The organism is Arthrobacter sp. Soil_C_49 (assembly GCF_057656635.1).
This window is the reverse complement of sequence record NZ_JBDGJZ010000008.1, coordinates 204,891-223,165: the sequence shown is the minus strand read 5'-3', so window position 1 is coordinate 223,165 and position 18,275 is coordinate 204,891. Positions and strand designations below refer to the sequence as shown.

The 18,275-nt window shown below is 65.4% G+C and carries 15 protein-coding genes; 3 read left to right on the top strand and 12 right to left on the bottom strand.

Annotated elements, in window-relative coordinates; translation table 11 throughout:
* The first annotated feature begins 203 nt into the window (after nucleotides 1-203).
* The gene (locus AC3A4Z_RS14725) at nucleotides 204-1,163 is read left to right on the top strand and encodes a DUF559 domain-containing protein (RefSeq protein WP_498712408.1); all 960 of its coding nucleotides are present in this window, start codon (nucleotides 204-206) and stop codon (nucleotides 1,161-1,163) included.
* A 182-nt stretch (nucleotides 1,164-1,345) separates the two neighbouring features.
* On the opposite strand, the gene purU is transcribed toward AC3A4Z_RS14725, so the two are convergent.
* Genes purU through glyA form a run of 7 tightly spaced genes read right to left on the bottom strand, consistent with a single transcriptional unit; the run spans nucleotide 1,346 to nucleotide 10,192 of the window.
* Nucleotides 1,346-2,242: a formyltetrahydrofolate deformylase gene (purU, locus tag AC3A4Z_RS14720; protein WP_498712406.1), complete on the bottom strand. Its 897-nt coding sequence runs from the start codon at nucleotides 2,240-2,242 to the stop codon at nucleotides 1,346-1,348.
* A 3-nt stretch (nucleotides 2,243-2,245) separates the two neighbouring features.
* On the bottom strand, nucleotides 2,246-3,619 hold the full coding sequence (locus AC3A4Z_RS14715; RefSeq protein WP_498712404.1) for an L-serine ammonia-lyase: 1,374 nt from the start codon (nucleotides 3,617-3,619) through the stop codon (nucleotides 2,246-2,248).
* A complete protein-coding gene (locus AC3A4Z_RS14710; protein WP_498712401.1) occupies nucleotides 3,620-4,258 on the bottom strand; it encodes a sarcosine oxidase subunit gamma in 639 nt (212 codons plus the stop codon).
* Nucleotides 4,251-7,193, bottom strand: a complete 2,943-nt coding sequence (locus tag AC3A4Z_RS14705) for a sarcosine oxidase subunit alpha family protein (protein ID WP_498712398.1) — start codon at nucleotides 7,191-7,193, stop codon at nucleotides 4,251-4,253. The genes AC3A4Z_RS14710 and AC3A4Z_RS14705 overlap by 8 nt, the downstream gene beginning before the upstream one ends.
* Entirely contained in the window at nucleotides 7,190-7,603 is a 414-nt protein-coding gene (locus tag AC3A4Z_RS14700; RefSeq protein WP_493971085.1) for a sarcosine oxidase subunit delta family protein, read from the bottom strand. Before AC3A4Z_RS14700 ends, AC3A4Z_RS14705 begins: the two co-directional genes overlap by 4 nt.
* Nucleotides 7,604-7,634: 31 nt before the next feature.
* Nucleotides 7,635-8,855, bottom strand: coding sequence for a sarcosine oxidase subunit beta family protein (locus tag AC3A4Z_RS14695; RefSeq protein ID WP_493971086.1), 1,221 nt, complete (start codon nucleotides 8,853-8,855; stop codon nucleotides 7,635-7,637).
* The gene (gene glyA, locus AC3A4Z_RS14690; RefSeq protein ID WP_493971087.1) at nucleotides 8,852-10,192 is read right to left on the bottom strand and encodes a serine hydroxymethyltransferase; all 1,341 of its coding nucleotides are present in this window, start codon (nucleotides 10,190-10,192) and stop codon (nucleotides 8,852-8,854) included. Before glyA ends, AC3A4Z_RS14695 begins: the two co-directional genes overlap by 4 nt.
* Before the next feature lie 153 nt (nucleotides 10,193-10,345).
* On the opposite strand from glyA, the gene AC3A4Z_RS14685 reads away from it, so the two are divergent.
* Both AC3A4Z_RS14685 and AC3A4Z_RS14680 read left to right on the top strand, forming a co-directional pair.
* Entirely contained in the window at nucleotides 10,346-11,017 is a 672-nt protein-coding gene (locus tag AC3A4Z_RS14685) for a GntR family transcriptional regulator (RefSeq protein ID WP_498712395.1), read from the top strand.
* 102 nt (nucleotides 11,018-11,119) lie between these two features.
* Entirely contained in the window at nucleotides 11,120-12,334 is a 1,215-nt protein-coding gene (locus AC3A4Z_RS14680; protein WP_498712394.1) for an MFS transporter, read from the top strand.
* Between the two features lie 105 nt (nucleotides 12,335-12,439).
* On the opposite strand, the gene AC3A4Z_RS14675 is transcribed toward AC3A4Z_RS14680, so the two are convergent.
* The 5 genes from AC3A4Z_RS14675 to AC3A4Z_RS14655 all read right to left on the bottom strand — a co-directional run bounded on the left by AC3A4Z_RS14675 (nucleotide 12,440) and on the right by AC3A4Z_RS14655 (nucleotide 18,250).
* Nucleotides 12,440-13,528 (bottom strand): LacI family DNA-binding transcriptional regulator, encoded by a 1,089-nt coding sequence (locus AC3A4Z_RS14675; RefSeq protein WP_498712393.1) that lies wholly within the window; start codon nucleotides 13,526-13,528, stop codon nucleotides 12,440-12,442.
* A 38-nt stretch (nucleotides 13,529-13,566) separates the two neighbouring features.
* A complete protein-coding gene (locus AC3A4Z_RS14670) occupies nucleotides 13,567-14,469 on the bottom strand; it encodes a carbohydrate ABC transporter permease (RefSeq protein WP_498712391.1) in 903 nt (300 codons plus the stop codon).
* A complete protein-coding gene (locus AC3A4Z_RS14665) occupies nucleotides 14,466-15,347 on the bottom strand; it encodes a carbohydrate ABC transporter permease (protein ID WP_498712425.1) in 882 nt (293 codons plus the stop codon). The genes AC3A4Z_RS14670 and AC3A4Z_RS14665 overlap by 4 nt, the downstream gene beginning before the upstream one ends.
* A 79-nt stretch (nucleotides 15,348-15,426) precedes the next feature.
* Nucleotides 15,427-16,761 (bottom strand): ABC transporter substrate-binding protein, encoded by a 1,335-nt coding sequence (locus AC3A4Z_RS14660; protein ID WP_498712389.1) that lies wholly within the window; start codon nucleotides 16,759-16,761, stop codon nucleotides 15,427-15,429.
* 52 nt (nucleotides 16,762-16,813) lie between these two features.
* Entirely contained in the window at nucleotides 16,814-18,250 is a 1,437-nt protein-coding gene (locus tag AC3A4Z_RS14655) for a glycoside hydrolase (protein ID WP_498712387.1), read from the bottom strand.
* Between the last annotated feature and the right edge of the window lie 25 nt (nucleotides 18,251-18,275).

Below are 18,275 nucleotides of genomic sequence, written 5' to 3'. Positions count from 1 at the left end.
GCCCGGTGCAATACCGGGCCCAGACCCTCGCAGCCTAGAATCCCATTTAGCCAGTCCAACCACCGGGGACCAGTTCACTTTTGGGCCAACGCTCTTTCACTTAACGCGGCTTTTGGACCAACGCTCTCTCACCGACCAAAACGCACCGGCCGGCCTGTGGATAACTTCTGCAGCGTCTTGCTGTGTCAAGGCACAATGCCAGAATGGGAAAGCAAAGTTTCTTGCCCCCGCCGTTGGCTGAGGCTCCTTTCACCTTCGGCTCGGCAAGGGCTTCCGGCGTCACGCTGGACAGACTTCGGCGCAAGGATGTAGTCAACGTGGGCCGCGGTCTCTACCGCCCGGCGGACTGGGACTTCGACCTGGAAGGCGCTGCCAGGGCGTTGTCTGCTGTGTCGCCCGGCGCCTGGATCTCACACGTGACTGCGGCCCGGCTTCGGAGCCAGGTGCTGCCGCCCTGGCTGGCAGATTCCACGGAGCTCCATCTCAGCAAGCCGCGTGCCCTGCCGTCGGTCCGCCGAAAGGGCATAGTCGGGCACACTGTCGTGGCTCGTGAGGACGAGATTGAGCTGATCGATGGCATCCGCCTGAGCACGAGGTCACGCACTTGGCTCGATCTGGCACGGGTCCTGCCCCTCGATGACCTGGTGAGCATGGGGGATGAACTGATCCGCGTCCCGCGGGTGGATTTCGAGGCAAGGACGCAGCCCTATGACACCCTGGCGGGACTGCGCATGCTCGTCAGCCGTCACCCGAACCTCCAAGGCATCGTCCGGGCCCGCGAAGCATTGGATCTGATGCGCGTGGGCGCCGACTCGGCCCCTGAAACACTGCTCCGGCTCGCCATCACCAACGCCGGCTTACCCGAGCCCGAACTCCAGGTGCTCCTGCGGGCCGAAGATGCGCGGTCGCCGTCGGCCGATCTCGGCTATCGTCATCGCCGCCTTGCTATCCAGTACGACGGCGAACATCACCTCGGTGACGCACAAATGCTTAGCGACAGGAGACGGGATAAGGCCTTCGAATCAGCCGGGTGGACGGTCCTGGTTTTCGATAGGGACGATCTTGCGGATGATTTTTGGCAGGCAGTGCAGCGAATAAAACGGGCGCTTCGGAACGCGTGGCAGGACCACGCCCAGGCATCGGGGTTTGCCGGCAGCGATTGAGCGTCAGCGCCGACGTGCATCCACGGAAGAGGCGTTAACGCCGTGACGCTCCCTCACCAGGGTGAGAGAGCGTCACGTGGAAACCCGCGTTAAGTGAGAGAGCGTCCGGCCAAAACCCACGTTAAGTGAGAGAGCGTCCGGCCAAAACCCACGTTAAGTGAGAGAGCGTCGCAGGGGAAGGGCTACCGGAGGACCACAGTGCGGTTGCCTTGCAGGATCACCCGGCCCTCGCAGTGCCAGCGCACGGCGTTGGACAGGGCCTTGCATTCGGTGTCGCGGCCGGCCGCAACCAGGTCCTCGGGCCCGTACGTGTGGTCCACTTCAACGGTCTGCTGCGAGATGATTGGCCCCTCGTCCAGCTCGCTGTTGACGTAGTGGGCCGTGGCACCAACAGTCTTTACACCCCGCGCGTACGCCTGGTGGTACGGCTTGGCACCCTTGAAGCTGGGCAGGAACGAGTGGTGGATGTTGATCGCCTTCCCGTCCAGCTTCCGGGTCAGGTTGTCGCTGAGCACCTGCATGTACCTGGCCAGCACCACGAGTTCCACATCGAATTCGTCGACCAGTTCCAGCAGGCGTCCTTCGGCGGCAGGCTTGGTGTCAGCGGTGACCGGCACGTGGAAGAACGGGATTCCGTGCCATTCCACCAGCGCCTGGTGGTCCGTGTGGTTGGACACTACGGCCACCACGTCAACCGGCAGCTCGCCGATCCGCGCCCGGAAGAGGAGGTCGTTGAGGCAGTGCCCGAACTTGGACACCATGATCAGCACGCGGCGCTTGGAGCCGTGCCGTTCCAGCCTCCAGCGCATCCCGAACCGCTCGGCGACAGGACCAAAAGCGGCCCGCAGCGTGTCCGCGGTGGAGGCGTCGCCGTCGGACGCAAAATGCACCCGCATAAAGAAGTGCCCCTCGGAGCGCTCGCCGAACTGCTGGTTGTCGATGATGTCGCAGCCGTGCTCCAGCAGGAACCCGGACACGGCGTGGACGATGCCCGGGGATTCGCTGCAGTCCAGGGTCAGGACGTGCTCCACCGTGGTGGCGGCAGCGGCAGGGACGGTTTCAGTCTCAATTGCAGTCATGGCTCAGCACTCGATTACGTTGACGGCAAGGCCTCCGCGGGAGGTTTCCTTGTACTTGGTTTTCATGTCGGCTCCTGTTTCGCGCATCGTTTTGATGGCTTTGTCGAGGGAAACCTTGTGGCTGCCGTCGCCGTGCAGGGCAAGGCGGGCGGCGTTGATGGCCTTCACGCTGGCGATGGCGTTGCGCTCGATGCAGGGGATCTGCACCAGCCCGCCCACCGGGTCGCACGTCAGGCCCAGGTTGTGTTCAATGCCCACCTCGGCAGCGTTTTCCACCTGTGCAGGCGTCCCGCCCAGCACCTCGCAGAGCCCGGCGGCGGCCATGGAGCAGGCGGAGCCCACTTCACCCTGGCAGCCCACCTCGGCACCGGAGATGGAGGCGTTGATCTTGAACAGGATTCCGACGGCGGCCGCAGCCAGCAGGAAGCGGACCACGCCGTCGTCGTTGGCGCCCGGGACGAACTTCACGTAGTAGTGCAGCACCGCCGGGACGATGCCGGCCGCGCCGTTGGTGGGCGCGGTGACGATCCGCCCGCCGGCCGCGTTCTCCTCGTTCACGGCCAGAGCGAACAGGTTCACCCATTCCATGGCCCGCAGCGGGTCGGTCACCCCGGTGTCCGCGGTCAGCGTCTGGAATAACGACGGCGCGCGGCGGCGGACGTTGAGCCCGCCCGGAAGGATTCCTTCCGCGGCACAGCCGTTGTCCACGCATTCGCGCATCACCGCCCACAGCTTCAGCAGTTTTTCCCGCAGCTCCTCCTCGGTCCGCCACACCAGCTCGTTGGCCAGCATCACGTCCGAGATGGACATACCCTCACGGCTGCAGATCTCCAACAGTTCGTCGGCGGTGCTAAAGGGGTAGGGGAGGACGGTGGAATCTTCCACGATCCGGTCGCCGGCGTCGGCATCGCCGTCCACCACGAAGCCGCCGCCAATGGAATAGAAGCTCCGCTCGCTAAGCACGGCGCCGGAGTGGTCCAGGGCCCGGAAGGTCATTCCATTCGGGTGGGCCGGGAGGGATTTGCGGCGGTGCAGCACCACATCCTCGTCCCAGTTGAAGTCCACCCGATGGTCGCCGCCGATCCACAGTTCGGCGTCAAGCGCGGCGGCGGCCACCTGGTCGTCGGCGGTGGTGGTGTCCACGGTTTCCGGGTCGAGGCCCTTGAAGCCGAGGACCACAGCCTTGTCCGAGCCGTGGCCCCGCCCGGTGGCACCGAGGGAACCGAACAGTTCGGCCTGGACCCGCGTAGTGGAGCTCAGGTGTCCTTCGCCTTTGAGTCCGTCGGCGAACAGCTTCGCTGCCCGCATCGGGCCCACCGTGTGTGACGACGAGGGCCCGATGCCAACGGAGAACAGGTCCAGGAAGCTGAGCGCCATTTAGGGGACCTCGGGGGAGGCGTACTCCCGCATTGCGTCCAGGAGCCAGCGGCCCAGGAAATCGGCGAACGAAGCGCGGGGGAAGATCCGGAAGGACTCCTCGCCGGTCTTCCACAGCACCACGGGGATGTTGCCGATTTCGGTGGACAGCGCCGTGCCGGCCGACAGGACGCGGGGGTGCAGGTCCAGGGAGCAGCCCTTTTCCAGGACAGCACGGGCCCGCGGTCCGGTGAGCTCGAAGGTGGTGCGGTTGGCGGAGAGATCCACCACCTGGCCTGCGCCGTCGGCCAAGGCTTCGCGCAGTGCCTGGATCAGGTCGCCGCCGAGGGACTCGTGGGCTTCCGTCGGTGCCACCACCAGGAATTCTTCCGGTCCGAGCCAGAGGACGGAGGTATCGCCCGTGCCGCTGACCCCGCCGCACGCTGCGGGCAGTCCGCCGGTGACGCCGGCTATGCGCTGTCCGGCGTCGCTGTTCCGGTCAACCCGAAGGCCCACCATGGTCAGGAAGGAGACTTCGCGCAGTTCCACCACGCCCTGGACGGAGCCGGATTCAAAGGCTTCGCCGAGCGGGGCGGCCGGGCTGACACGCAGGGAGAGGTTCTTCTGGGCGGAGTTTGCGGGTGCTGCTGTTTCAGCCATCTTTGCGGGCTCCTTCGGGGTCAAAAAGTACGGTTTCTGCGACAACAACGTCCACCAGCTGGTCGCCGGCGGCTGCCACGAGGGTTTCGCCGATCCGGTTGCGGCCGTTCTTGATCAGGGCCAGGCCGAATGACCTGCCCAGTGCCGCGCTGTGGTAGCTGGAGGTGACGAAGCCTTCCATCGGGACCGGCCCGTAGGCGGGGTTGGTGGAGCGGCCCTTCTCCACGAGCTGGGTTCCTTCGGGGAGCCTGATTCCGCCGTCCACCGGCAGGACGCTCACCAGGTGCTTGCGGTCCTCACGCTGTCCGTCAACCCGGGCGTAGGACCGCTTGCCGATGAAGTCCTTGGCCTTGGAAACGATCCATTCCATTCCCGCGTCCTGCGGGGTGACGGTGCCGTCGGTGTCCTGGCCAACGATCGGGTAGCCCTTTTCGGCGCGGAGCACGTGCATGGTTTCGGTGCCGTAGGGGGTGATGTTGAATTCGGCGCCGGCGGCTGCCACGGCTTCCCAGGTGTTGAGGCCGTACCAGGATGGCACGTTGATCTCGTAGGCGAGTTCACCGGAGAAGGAGATGCGGCAGACCCGGGCGCGGACGCCGGAGGCGAGGGTGGTTTCGCGGAAGGTCATGAAGGGGAAGGCTTCGGCGTCCAGTCCGCCGTTCGCGGCCAGTTCCGGTGCCACCTTGGCCAGGACCTCACGGGACTTGGGCCCGACGACGGCGATGGTGCTCCACTGCTCCGTCACCGAGGTGCAGTGCACATCCAGTTCCGGCCATTCGGTCTGCAGCCATTCTTCCAGCCAGTCCAGCACCTTGGCGGCTCCGCCGGTGGTGGTGGTCATGAAGTAGGTCTCCTCGTCGAGGCGCAGGGTCACGCCGTCGTCGAAGATCATGCCGTCGGGGGTGCACATCACGCCGTAGCGGGCGGAGCCCGGGGCGAGCTTCTTGAACGCGTTGGTGTAGACCCGGTTCAGGAACTCGCCGGCGTCCTTGCCCCGGATTTCGATCTTGCCCAGGGTGGTGGCGTCCATAAAGCCCACGGATTCGCGGACGGCGGCGCATTCGCGGAGCACGGCGGCGTCCATGTCCTCGCCGGCCTGCGGGTAGTACCAGGGCCGCTTCCACTGTCCCACGTCCTCGAACAGCGCGCCCTTGGCGACGTGCCATGGGTGGATGGAGGTGACCCGGGCGGGGTCGAACAGTTCGCCGCGCTGGCGTCCGGCCAGTGCCGCGAACGCCACCGGGGTGAAGGGTGCCCGGTAGGTGGTGGTGCCGATGTCGCCGATGCCGCGGGAGGCTTCGCCGGCGGTGCGCAGCGCGGCGGCGATGACGCCGATCGCGTTGACGCCGGAGGTCTTGCCCTGGTCGTTGGCGGTGGAGATGGAGGTGTACCGCTTGATGTGCTCCACGGACCGCATGCCGGCGCCGGTGGAACGCAGCACGTCAGCCACGGACTGGTCGCGCTGGAAGTCCACGAAGTGGTGGTGCCAGTCGTCCGGGGTGCCCTGCTCGCCCGGAACCAGCCACAGCTGGCGGGTGGGGGCGGAGGCTTTCGGCTCACCCAGCGGGGAAGGTTCGACGGCGGAGCTGAAGCCCGCGGCGATGGCCGCCTTCGCGCCGGCGGAGATTCCCTCGGCCAGGCAGTCTGCCGTGTCGAAGGAGCCGCGGCCCGAGCCGATGGTCTGCTGGTTCGGGACTACGGTGCTGGGCACAAAGGCGGCCAGGTCCTCGTCCCAGCGCAGCTTGCCCTGCCGCTGTGAGTGCAGGTGCACCAGCGGGCTCCAGCCGCCGGACACCGCCAGCAGGTCGCAGGAGATCTTTTCGATGCCCGAGGTGAGTTCGCCGTCGTTGTTGATGCTGCGGACGGTGACGCCGTCCAGGCGGCCGTCGCCATCCCCGGAGGTGTTGGCCACCGCGCTGCCGATCAGCACGCGGGTGCCGGCTTCGACGGCGGCTGCTGCCACATCGGTCAGCTGCGGACGGGCGTCCACCACGGCGGCGATCTTGACGCCGGCGGCGCGCAGGTCCGCGGCCAGGGCGTAGGCGCTGTCATTGGTGGTGCTGATGACCACGCGCTGGCCGGCTGCCACCGCGAAGCGGTTCAGGTAGCTGCGGACGGCGGAGGCCAGCATGATGCCGGGGCGGTCGTTGTTTTCGAACACCAGCGGGCGTTCGTGGGCGCCGGGAGCCAGCACCACCTGGTTGGCACGGATGTGCCAAATACGCTGCCGGGATACCCCGGAAGCGGCGGGGGAGGACAGGTGGTCGGTCCGGTTCTGGACAGCGATCACGTAGTTGGCGTCGTAGGCGCCGAAGGCCGTGGTGCGGTTCAGGACGGTGGACTCGGAGCCGGAGACGAGCTCTGCCTCGACGTCAGCCACCCATTCCAGGGCCGGCTTGCCTTCGATGGTTTCTGCGAGCTCGGGTGCGGTGGAGCCGGAGAGGAGGGAGCCGCCCAGCTCGGGCTGGTCGTCCAGCAGCATTACGCGGGCGCCGCTGCGGACGGCCTCGCGGGCTGCTGCCAGGCCGGCGGGGCCGCCGCCGATCACCAGGATGTCGGTGTGGACGTACTTCTTGTCGTACTCGGCGCGGTCATCGGCCGGGTCCAGCTTGCCGAGGCCGTTGAGGTATTCCGCCTTGAGTCCGTCCACCAGGGTGACGGTGGTGGCGGGGAGCATGGACTCGGCCACGTGGCCGGGGAAACGCGGCTGCACCTTGACCAGTGCGTTGGCTTCCTCCACACCGGCGGACATGATGCCGCGCGGGCGGTCCTCGTAGAGCGAGTTGCCGGCGGCGACGCGGCCATTGGCGAGCAGGGCGGAGGCGAGGGTGTCTCCCGGGTGGCCGGTGAATTCTTCGCCGTCCACCGTGAAGCGCCAGGAGATGGTGCGGTCGATGCGTCCGCCGGCGTCGAGGCGGGCGTTCTGGGAAGTCACTTGGTTGCTCCTTCCGGGGCGGTGGTGCTGGAAGTGGGGGAGGCGCTGGTCGCCGCGATGCTGGGTGCCGCGCTTCCGGTGGTGGTGCTGTCAGCGGCGGTGCTGGCAGTGCCGGTTTCGGCCGTCACCTTGCCGGCCGCATCCGGCCGGGGCGAGCCCATCGGGTAGATCGCCTGGATCTCGTAGGTGACGGTGTCGCGGAGCATGTTGAACCACTGCCGGCAGCCGGTGCTGTGCAGCCAGCGCTCGGCGAAGGCGCCCTTGGTGTTGTCCCGGTAGAACAGGTACTCGGCCCATTCGCGGTCGGTCAGTTCGTTCGGGTTGTCCGGGTAGGCTACGTGGGCCTGGCCGCCGTAGTGGAACTCGGTCTCGTCGCGCGAGCCGCAGTTGGGGCAGGAGATGAGCAGCATGTGCGTCTTCTTTCTAAAGTGCGTCGGGCGGCTAGTGGGCGACGGCGGCAGCGCCGTGTTCGTCGATCAGGGCGCCGGTCTCGAAGCGCTCCAGTGCGAACGGCTTGTTCAGCCTGTGCGGTTCGCCGGTGGCGATGTTGTGGGCGAAGGTCATGCCCGCGGCGGGGGTGGCCTTGAAGCCGCCGGTGCCCCAGCCGCAGTTCACGAACATGTTCTCCACCGGGGTGTTGCCCACGATCGGCGAGGCGTCCAGCGTGGTGTCCACGATGCCGCCCCAGGTCCGGAGCACGTGGGCCCGGGCGAAGATGGGGAAAAGCTCGACGGCGGCAGCCATCTGGTGCTCGATGACGTGGAACGATCCGCGCTGGCCGTAGCCGTTGTAGGAGTCAACACCGGCGCCCATCACCAGTTCGCCCTTGTGGGCCTGGGAGACGTAGACGTGCACGTGGTTGGACATCACCACGGTGGGGTGGACGGGCTCGTGCAGTTCGGAGACCAGGGCCTGCAGCGGGTGTGACTGGATGGGAAGCCGGAAGCCGGCCATTTCGGCCAGGACGGAGCTGTGGCCGGCAGCGGCGAGGCCCACCTTTTCGGTGTTGATGGTGCCGCGGTTGGTCTTGACGCCCACCACGCGGTTGCCGTCCTTGACGAAGCCGGTGACTTCGCAGTTCTGGATGATGTCCACGCCCATCTCGTCGCACTTGCGGGCGAAGGCCCAGGCCACGTGGTCGTGCTTGGCGATGCCGGCCCGCGGCTGGTAGGTGGCGCCCATCACGGGGTAGCGGATGTTGTCGCTGATGTTCAGGATGGGGCAGAGTTCCTTGACCTGCTTAGGGTCAAGCCACTCGGCGTCCACGCCGTTGAGCTTGTTGGCGCCGACGCGCCGCATGCTTTCGCGAACGTCGCCCAGGGTGTGGGCGAGGTTCATCACGCCTCGCTGGCTGAAGAGGAAGTCATATTCGAGTTCCTCGGGGAGGATTTCCCAGAGCTTGAGGGCGTGCTCGTAGATGGCCGCGCTCTCGTCCCAGAGGTAGTTGGAGCGGATGATGGTGGTGTTCCGGGCCATGTTGCCGCCGGCCAGCCAGCCCTTTTCCAGGACAGCGATGTTGGTCATGCCGTGGTTCTTCGCCAGGAAGTACGCGGTGGCCAGGCCGTGCCCGCCGCCGCCCACAATCACGGCGTCGTAGGAGGACTTGGGCTCGGGGTTGCGCCAGAGGAAGTCCGGGTGCTCGGGGAGCTGGTGGGTGCTCACTTGGTGGCTCCAATCAAATCTGCTTCGAAGGCGGCAACGTCGGAGCCTTCGTTGAGGTGGGGGTACAGGGGGAACTGTTCGGCAAGGGCCGTGACGCGCGCGCGGAGTTCGACGACGGCAGCGTCACCAATGGTGCCGTTGCCCGCAGCGGCGATGAGCGCCGTCGCGATGATGTCCGCAACTTCGGCGAACTCGGTGGCGCCGAAGCCGCGGGTGGCCAGCGCCGGGGTGCCGATCCGGAGTCCTGAGGAGACCATCGGCGGGCGGGGATCGAAGGGGACCGCATTGCGGTTAACCGTGATGCCGATCTTGTGCAGGGTGTCTTCGGCCTGCTGCCCGTCCAGCTCGGAGTTGCGGAGGTCCACGAGGACCAGGTGGACGTCGGTGCCGCCATTGACCACGGAAATTCCGGCCGCCGCAACGTCGTCCTGGAGGAGCCGTTCGGCCAGGAGCTTGGAACCCTGCAGGACACGTTCCTGGCGTTCCTTGAATTCGGGGCTGCCGGCGAGCTTGAAGGCCACGGCCTTGGCGGCGATGACGTGCTCCAGCGGGCCGCCCTGCTGGCCGGGGAAGACGGCGCTGTTGATTTTCTTGCCGTACTGCTCCTTGGCCAGGATCACACCGCCGCGCGGGCCGCCGAGGGTCTTGTGCGTGGTGGTGGTGACAACGTCGGCGTAGGGGACCGGGTTGGGGTGCAGGCCCGCTGCGACCAGTCCGGCGAAGTGCGCCATATCAACCATGAGGTAGGCGTCCACCAGGTCGGCGATGCGGCGGAACTCGGCGAAGTCCAGCTGGCGGGAGTAGGCGGACCAGCCGGCCACAATCAGGCGCGGGCGGTGCTCAAGGGCCAGGGCTTCCACTTCGGCCATATCGATCCGGAGGTCGGATTCCCGTACGTGGTAGGGCACCACGTTGTAGAGCTTGCCGGAGAAGTTGATGCGCATGCCGTGGGTGAGGTGGCCGCCGTGGGCGAGGTCCAGGCCCATGATGGTGTCGCCCGGGTTCAGCAGGGCGAACATGGCGGCAGCATTTGCCTGGGCGCCGGAGTGCGGCTGGACGTTGGCGAACTCGGCGCCGAACAGGTCCTTCACCCGGTCGATGGCCAGCTGCTCCACCACATCAACGTGCTCGCAGCCGCCGTAGTAGCGCTTGCCCGGGTAGCCCTCGGCGTACTTGTTGGTGAGGACCGAACCCTGAGCCTCCATCACGGCGGACGGGGCGAAATTCTCGGAGGCGATCATTTCCAGCGTGGACTGCTGGCGCACCAACTCCTGTGCGATGGCCTGCTGGACCTCGGGATCGACTGCGGAAAGACGCTCGTTCAACTGCTCAACCACGGATGCTCCTTTGAAATACCACTTGTTCAATGACTGATATATCAGTGTGAGGTCAATGGTATGATTGGGATCACAGCAGAGTCAATAGCTGGACCGAAAGCGGGTGAAAGCTACGAGTTCGGATCCGGCGGGTATCGAAGAACGGAGCAGCCCTTGAATGCACTTCTTGCCCTGACGCCGGCGGAGGACGAAGCGCCGTCGCAGGCGGAGGCCGCCTACCGGCAGCTGCGCGACAGGCTGATCATGCTGGAAATCCGTCCCGGCGAGCCGATCAATGACGGCCAGCTGGCCGCCGAGCTCGGCTTTGGCCGTACTCCCGTGCGCGAAGCGATCAAGCGGCTGGAGGTGGACCACCTGGTGATTTCGTATCCCCGCCGCGGGACTTTTGCCACCAATGTGGACTTTACGGAGCTGGCTGACGTGTCCGAGATCCGGGAGCTGCTGGAGCCCCTCGCGGCGCGCCGCGCGGCGGACAGGGCCAGCGAAAGCATGCGCCGCGAACTGCTGCAGGTGGCCGATGCCATTGCAAGCATCGATCCCGGCGCCGGCGAATCACGCGACCTGATGCGCTACGACCTGATGGTGCACCGGCTGATCTATAAGGCCGCGGCCAACCCGCACCTGGAAGACACACTGATCCGCTACGACAACCTGGCCACGCGGATCTGGTGCGTGGTGCTGGACAAGGTCCCCTCCGTGACCGGCCACATCACCGAGCACGTGGACCTGCTCAAGGCGGTGGCTGCCGGCGACGCGGACAGGGCAGGGGAGTTGGCCTTGCACCACGTCACCAGCTTCGAGGAAACCATCCGCAAGATTCTCTAGCCCGCCCCGGGACGCTCTCTCACTTAACGCCGTATAAAACGGGACGCTCTCTCACTTAACGTCGCATAAACCGGGACGCTCTCTCACCCTTGAAAGGATGGAATGCGCACCATGCCCGCTGCCACCCGAAACGCACAGGACCACACCGTAAGGTTCGGCTTCGCCTTCATCGGCGTTTTGCTCATCGCCGTCAACCTTCGGGTGTCCTTTGTCAGCGTGGGTCCGGTGCTCGCCAACATCAGCGGGGATCTTGACCTGACAAGTGCTGCAGCAGGGTTCCTGACGGGGCTTCCGCTCATTGCTTTTGCAGTCTTCTCACCCGTGGCGCCCGCCTTCGCTTCCCGCCTGGGCCTCGACCGTGCGCTGTGGATGTCCCTGCTGATCCTGGCCTCGGGCATTGTGCTCCGCTCCCTGCCTGTGCCCGGCCTGGTTTGGGCGGGCACGGCATTGATCGGTTTGGCCATCGCGTTCCTCAATGTCCTGCTGCCCTCCTTCGTCAAGCGCGACTTTCCCATGAGGGTCAGTCAATTGACTGGGAGCTACACCGCCACCCAGGCCGCCGTCGCCGCTATGGGGGCCGCCGTCGTCGTGCCCGTGGCGCAAACGTCCCCCGCGGGGTGGCGGCTTGCCCTCGGTATCTGGGTGGGACTTGCCCTCATCGCCATGGCGGTGCTCCTGCCATGGCTCCGCCGGCACAGCTCCGCCACTGTGAACGCCGACAAGCCGGCGGTCTCCTACCGGTCGCCTTGGGCATCAGCCTTGGGCTGGCAGGTGACCATCTTCATGGGACTTCAGTCGATCGCCTTCTACGTCCTGATGGCCTGGCTGCCAACTATCGAACAAAGCCGCGGGGTCCCGGCCGCTGCCGCCGGCATCCATCTGTCCCTTTTCCTGCTCGTCAGCGTTTTCGCAAGCCTCGGGGCAGGCGGAATTCTTCACCGCGTTTCGGACCAGCGGCTTGTTTCCTTCGCCAGCGGAGCGGTGATGGTTGTGACGTTCCTGGGCCTGGCGATCGCGCCGGACCTTGTTCTGATGTGGGTTGTTCTGGGGGCAATCGGATGCGGAAGCCTTATTGTGATTGCCCTGTCGCTGTTCAGCCTCCGGACCGTGAACCATCCGCAGGCGGCATCGTTGTCCGGCATGGCCCAGTCCGTTGGTTATGGCCTCGCTGCCGTTGGGCCGGTGATGTTCGGCGGGCTTCGCGACCTGAGCGGAGATTGGACGCTTCCGCTCCTGGTCACTGCGGGGATCATGGCGGTCCTGGCCATGACGGGTCTGCTCGCGGGGCGGAACCGGGTGATCAGCGCCTCGACATGACGCCGCGCCTCCCGTCGTCGTACTTTTTACGCGGGGTCACATCCGGCCCATTTTCGCGGCCGGGACGGGCTATATTTGACCCCGCGTTGCTGTATCGAAACCGGGTCAGGCCCGCGCCTGGGCCTTGACTGAGGTCCGTTCCACGGTGGGGCAGTGCATCTTCGCCACCCCGTCGGCCGCCATTTCGGGTGCCCCTTCGAGTTCGAGCAGCATCCGCACCCCCGCCGCGCCGAGTTCGTAGTGCGGCAGGGAAACCGTGGACAGCGGGGGCCGGAGGTGCGCGGCAATGACCTCCTGGTTGTCGAAACCCACCACGGCGATGTCGTCTGGGATGGACAAGCCGCGTTCGCGCAGGCCGTCGTAAAGGCCCATGGCCATCCGGTCGTTGTAGCAGTACACCGCCGTGACGTCACGCCGGAGGAGCGCCCCGGTGGCCCCGTAGCCGCCTTCCTGGTCCGGATACGCTTCCATCACCAGCTCGGGATCGAACGGAACCCCCGCCTCCTCAAGTGCCTCGCGGTACCCCTGGAGCCGTCCGTCCTTGGCGGGGGCGGGAATGGTGGCGTTGATGAAGGCAATCCGGCGGTGGCCGTGCCGCAGCAGGATCTCGGTGGCGGAGCGTCCGCCCTGGACTTCGTCCGGAACCACAGCCCGGGCGCCGGGCTCACGGGAAAAGCAGTTCACTAGGACGAAGTCCGCTTCCCGCAGCGGTGCGGGGATGTCGGTGTGCCGGTGGAACCAGGTGGAGTAGAGGATGCCCCGCACTTTGTACTCGAGCATCATCTGGATGGCGTCCTGCTCGAGTTCGCCGTTTCCTTCCGTGTTGGCGATCAGGAGCGCGTAACCGTGCTTCCACGCCTCGTCCTGGGCGCCGTGGATGATCTGGCCGGCAAAGGGGGTGGTGGCAACGCCGTCGGCTACCAGTCCGATGAACCGTGAGGTTCCGCTGACCAAGGTTTTGGCCATGGCATTCGGCCGGTACCCCAGGGTCCGGATGGCATCCTTGACGCGCTGCCTGGTTTCTTCGGCGATCCGGGCGCTTTTCTTTTTGTTGACCACCAGTGAGACGGTGGCGGTGGAAACGCCGGCAGCTTCGGCAACCTCACGCAGGGTGACGGGATGGGCGCGTTCCGTGGTCCGCCGGGAGCGGGCAGCAGGCGCCGCCTCCCCTGAACTTTTCTCCATTGAACTCATCTGCCCTCCGTCAGGAGTATATCCATCTGTTGGCGCGCTCATCCCTTCGTCGCCCCGCTCTCCAGCCCCTGGATCATGGCCTTGTTGAGTACCAGGAACACGAGCAGCAGCGGGGTGATGGTGACGCACACAGCCGCAAACGTTGCCGTCCAGTCCACCTTGCCCATGGCGCCGATGTAGTTCTGCAGGCCCAGCGGGATGGTTTTCAGGTCCTCGGACAGCACGAAGGTGTTGGCGAAGATGAAGTCGTTCCAGATGAAGATACTGTTGACCAGGACCACCGTCACCACCGTGTTCAGGGACAGCGGCAGGGTGATCAGCCCGAAGATCCGGTAGGGGCCGGCGCCATCCAGGGAAGCTGCCTCGTAGGTTTCGCGGGGAATGTACTCAAAGAATGACGAGAACAGATACACGGACATCGGCAGCGAGAAGCCGGCGAGCGGAATGATCATCGACTGGTAGGTGTCCAGCAGGTTCACCGCCGAGTAGTCGATGAACAGCGGGACCAGGGCGATCTGCACCGGAACGATGATGCCGATCAGGAACAGCCCGCGGACCAGTTTGCTGAGCCGGAAGCCCAGCACCTGGATGGCGTACGCGGCCATCATGCCGAACAGGACAATCAGGATGTTGGCACCCATGGTCACGACGAAGCTGTTGAGGATGTTCCGGCCCAGGTCCCCGGTTTCGAAAGCCCTGGCGTAGTTTTCCCAGGTGAGGGAGCTGGGGAGGGCAAAGGGATCGCCCGTGGCAAAGTCGTGCTCGGTCCGCAGGCTGGTCAGGAACAGCCACGCGAGCGGGTAGACCTGGACAATCACAATGAGCATGATCAGCACGCGCGAGAGCGTCCGGAACAGGTTGGGCTTACGACGGCGGCGGGGGACTGCCGGGAGCGGCGGAACCACTGCGGGTGGGCTGGCCGGGGGTGCCTGGATGGTCATGATTCTGCCTTCCGCTTGAGCAGGAACAGGATGAGGCCGACGGCGGCGAGGCACTCAACGACGATGAAGACGGAGATGGTGCTGGCGTAGCCGAAGTCCGTGCTGGTGAACGCGGTCTTATACATGTAGGTGGTCAGCAGTTCAGAGGATTGTCCCGGGCCGCCGTTGGTCATCAGGTAGGGGATGTCGAAGCCCCGCAGGCCGTAGGTGGTGGCCATGATGGTGGTGGTGATCCAGACCGGCCGGATGTACGGGAAGCGGATTTTGGTGAACAGGGTCCAGCGCGATGCGCCGTCCAGGACTGCGGCTTCCTCCAGTTCCTTGGGCACCGCAATCAGGGCTGCGTAAATGATGAGCATGTACAGCCCGGTGAAGCGCCAGCCCTCCGGTGCCGAGACTGCGGCGAGCACGGTGCTGACGTCTGAGAGCCAGGGCCGCTCCAGGCTGCCCAGCCCGATCCAGCGCAGCAGCTGGTTGAGCAGGCCCACCGGGTCGATCGAGTAGATCCGGACGAACAGGAAGGCGATGGCCACGGTGGAGATGATCGCGGGCAGCAGGTAGAGAGTCTTGATGAGCTCGCGTCCCCGGCTGAGGGAGGTGAGCAGGCTGGCCACCAGCAGGGCGCCGCCCAGCTGCAGGACCAGGCAGATGGCCAGGTAGAGGAGGGCGTTAAGGAACGCGCGCCAGAAGATGTCATCGGCAACGAACATCCGGACATAGTTGTCCAGTCCCACGAATTCCATGTCGCTGATGCCGTTCCAGGAGAAAAAGCTGAGGAACAGTGACTGGAGGATCGGGAAGAGTACCGCTGCGCCGTAGAGCAGGAGGGGCGGGAGCAGGAAGACCAGGACCGAAGTCCGTGACCTGTTGGGAAGCATCCTGTTGGATTGCATGACGGGCCTTTCGGGCGGGGGACCGGGGGTCCCCCGCCGCAGTGATTGCGTGAAGAAGCTGTGGTTACTTGAAGAACTTGGGGGCGTTCTGCTTGACGGTGTTGTCCATGGTCTCCGTGAACTGCCCGGGCGTGATGTTGCCCTGCACCAGCAGGACGAGCTCCTGCTGCAGCCGGCCGTTCGTGGTGGGATCAAGCTGGGTATCCCATGGCATGGCCTGCTTTGAGCCCAGGTCCTTCGCCTGGTCCAGGGCCTTCCGGTAAAGCGGGGTGGCATTGGCCGGGATGGCGGTTTCTACCGTGGTGGTGGGGGAGAGCGCGCCGGTGGCCGCATATTCCGCGGGGTACTTCTGCAGGGCGAACTTCAGGAAGTCACTCACCAGCGGATCGTAGGTCTTGGAATTCACGGCCATGCCAATGCCCGACGGCGAGACGAACTCATTTGCCGACGTCACCGATCCCTCCGTGGTGGGCAGGGTGAAGAAGTCGATATCCTCCCGGACGGCCGGGTTCAGTTTGTCGGTGGCCAGGCTGGGCAGTTCCCAGGTTCCGATGTTGTACATTGCGGCCTGCCCGGAGGTGAACTGGTTCTGCGCGTCGGAGTAGCCCTGGGCGGAAAAGCCTTCCTGGAAGCACTTGGCCTTGCCGAGCTCCGCCATCCAGTTCACGGCCTTCTGCCCGGCGGCATCGGCGAACTTGGCTTCGCCCTTCTTCAGCTTCTGGACGTAATCCGGTCCGGCTGCCCTGAACGGCTGGTAGGCGACGTAGCGCTCCAGCGGCCACTGGTCCTGGCCGTCGATGGCAATGGGGGTGATCCCCGCGTTGCGCAGGGACGTGCACATGGCGGGGATGTCATCCAGCGACTTCGGAACCGCCACCCCGGCCTTCTCCAGCAGCGCCTTGTTGTACCAAATGAATTCCAGTTCGAACTGGAACGGAATCATAAAGAGTGACCCGTCGTCGAACCGCTGGTAATCCAGCGCGCCGGGACGGTAGTCGTCGTAGAGGTCCAGCGCCTTCAGCAGCTTCCCGGCGTCCACCATCTTGCCTTGCTTGGCCAGCTGCTGCGCGAAGGGTGTGGCATCGGTATCGAACAGCTCGGGCAGCTTGTTGGCGGCGGCCAGGGTCTCGAGCTTCTGGATGTAGGACGGCCGGTCCGGGGTGGTGATGAGGTTGAGCTTGAAGCCCGGGTGGTCCTTGGCATAGTCATCGGCCAGCTTGGTCATGATGTTGATAACGGCGCCATCGGCCGGGCGGGACAGCAGCCACGAGATTTCGCGGGGTTTGACCTCGCCTGCCGGACTGACATTCGAGGGATCGGTGGAACTGCCGCCGCCGCAGGCGGTCAGGGCGAGGACAGTGACAGCTGCTGCGGCGGCTGCGCGGAGCATATTTTTCATGGCGGCAATCTTCCTTGACTGGAACGGAGGGTTCTCGGGGAGGGACAGGGACTTAGTTGATGGTGCGCTTGCGTACTTCGAAATCTGTGACGGTGGCTGAGCCTTCGCCGGCGAACACGCCTATCCGCCCGGACGCCAGGTTGTACATCCTGGTGCTGAGGGCCACCTGCCGGTCCACAACGGCGACGCACAGATCCCCTTCGACGACGACTTCCAGGGTGTGTTGTCCCGGGCTGAGGTCGCACGGCCGTTCGAGTTCGATATCGAACGGGACATCGCCCGAGACGTGCCACTGCGCGTTGCCGGTGATAGCCCGGGGCCACCGGTCGAAGACCATCCGTCCGCGCTTCGGCTCCAGGCGAAGCACGTAGGAGTGGTCGCCGTCCGGGCTGGCGCGAAGCAACACTCCGCATTCTGTGGTGCCCGGTTCGATGTCCAGCACTGCCTTCGCATAGAACTGGCCGGGGAGGTCCTCGTTGGAAATGGCGGTGGTGTAGCTGTCCGGTACATGGAGCCGCATCGGGAGCTCACGGTTGAAGGTCAGCGGCACCTCGTCCCAGAAGCTGTCCACCAGTTCGTCCGCGAAGCCGAAACCCAGGGTTCCGTCGGAGTTCTGCCGGGCCTCCAGGACTGCCATGGTGCCCGCCCACTGCCAGGCGCCGACGTCGGAATTTCCTTCTTTGCTGGCGATCCAGCCGAAGAAGAACCGGCGGCCGTCCCGCTCGGCAGTCTTTGATGCGTAGAAGGCCCGACCGTCGATGGAGTCCTGCGCCGGTACCGTCCACGGTCCGTCGGGGCTCCTGGACATGCGGTACCTGGTGGTGAAGTTTTCCGAGAACTCGGAGTAGACCATGTACCACCAGCCGCCCCAGGAGAACACGTCCGGGCATTCGTGGGTGATGTAGCGGCGGGGGTCCCAGAACGGCTCGGTGTACTCCCAGGTCATCAGGTCGCTGGAGACGCACTGGGCGATAACACCGCGGCGCCGCTCGGGCCCCACGGCGTGCCGGGCGGCGATCAGCATCCGCCACTGGCCGGCTGCCTCGTCCCGGAAAACGAAGGGATCCCGCCAGTCACCGGACTCGTAGCCGGATGGGGCGCCGAAGGTGAGCTCCGGGTGCTTTACCCAGGTACGCATGCCGTCCGTGCTCGTGGCGTGCATCACCAGCTGCAAGGGCAGCCCGTCCGGTCCCAGGTTGTTCGGATTCTGCCCGGTGTAGAACAGATGGTGGACGCCTGATTCGTCCAACACAATGCTGCCCGTATAGGCGTTGAAGTCCAGGTCCGCGTCCGTTCCATGCGGGAGGGACACTCCGTGGTCCTGGAACTGGATCAGGTCCTTGGTGGTGACGAGGTTCCAGGCGGTCCCCGGTTTTGGTTCGGAGCGGACCTCGTGGAGGTAGAAGAGCCAGAACTCACCGTCGTGCTGGAAAGGGATGAGGTCGCCCACCCACGCATCGGCGGGCTGGAAGAAGATCGGGTGATTCATCGGCGTTGATGTCCATTTCTGCTAA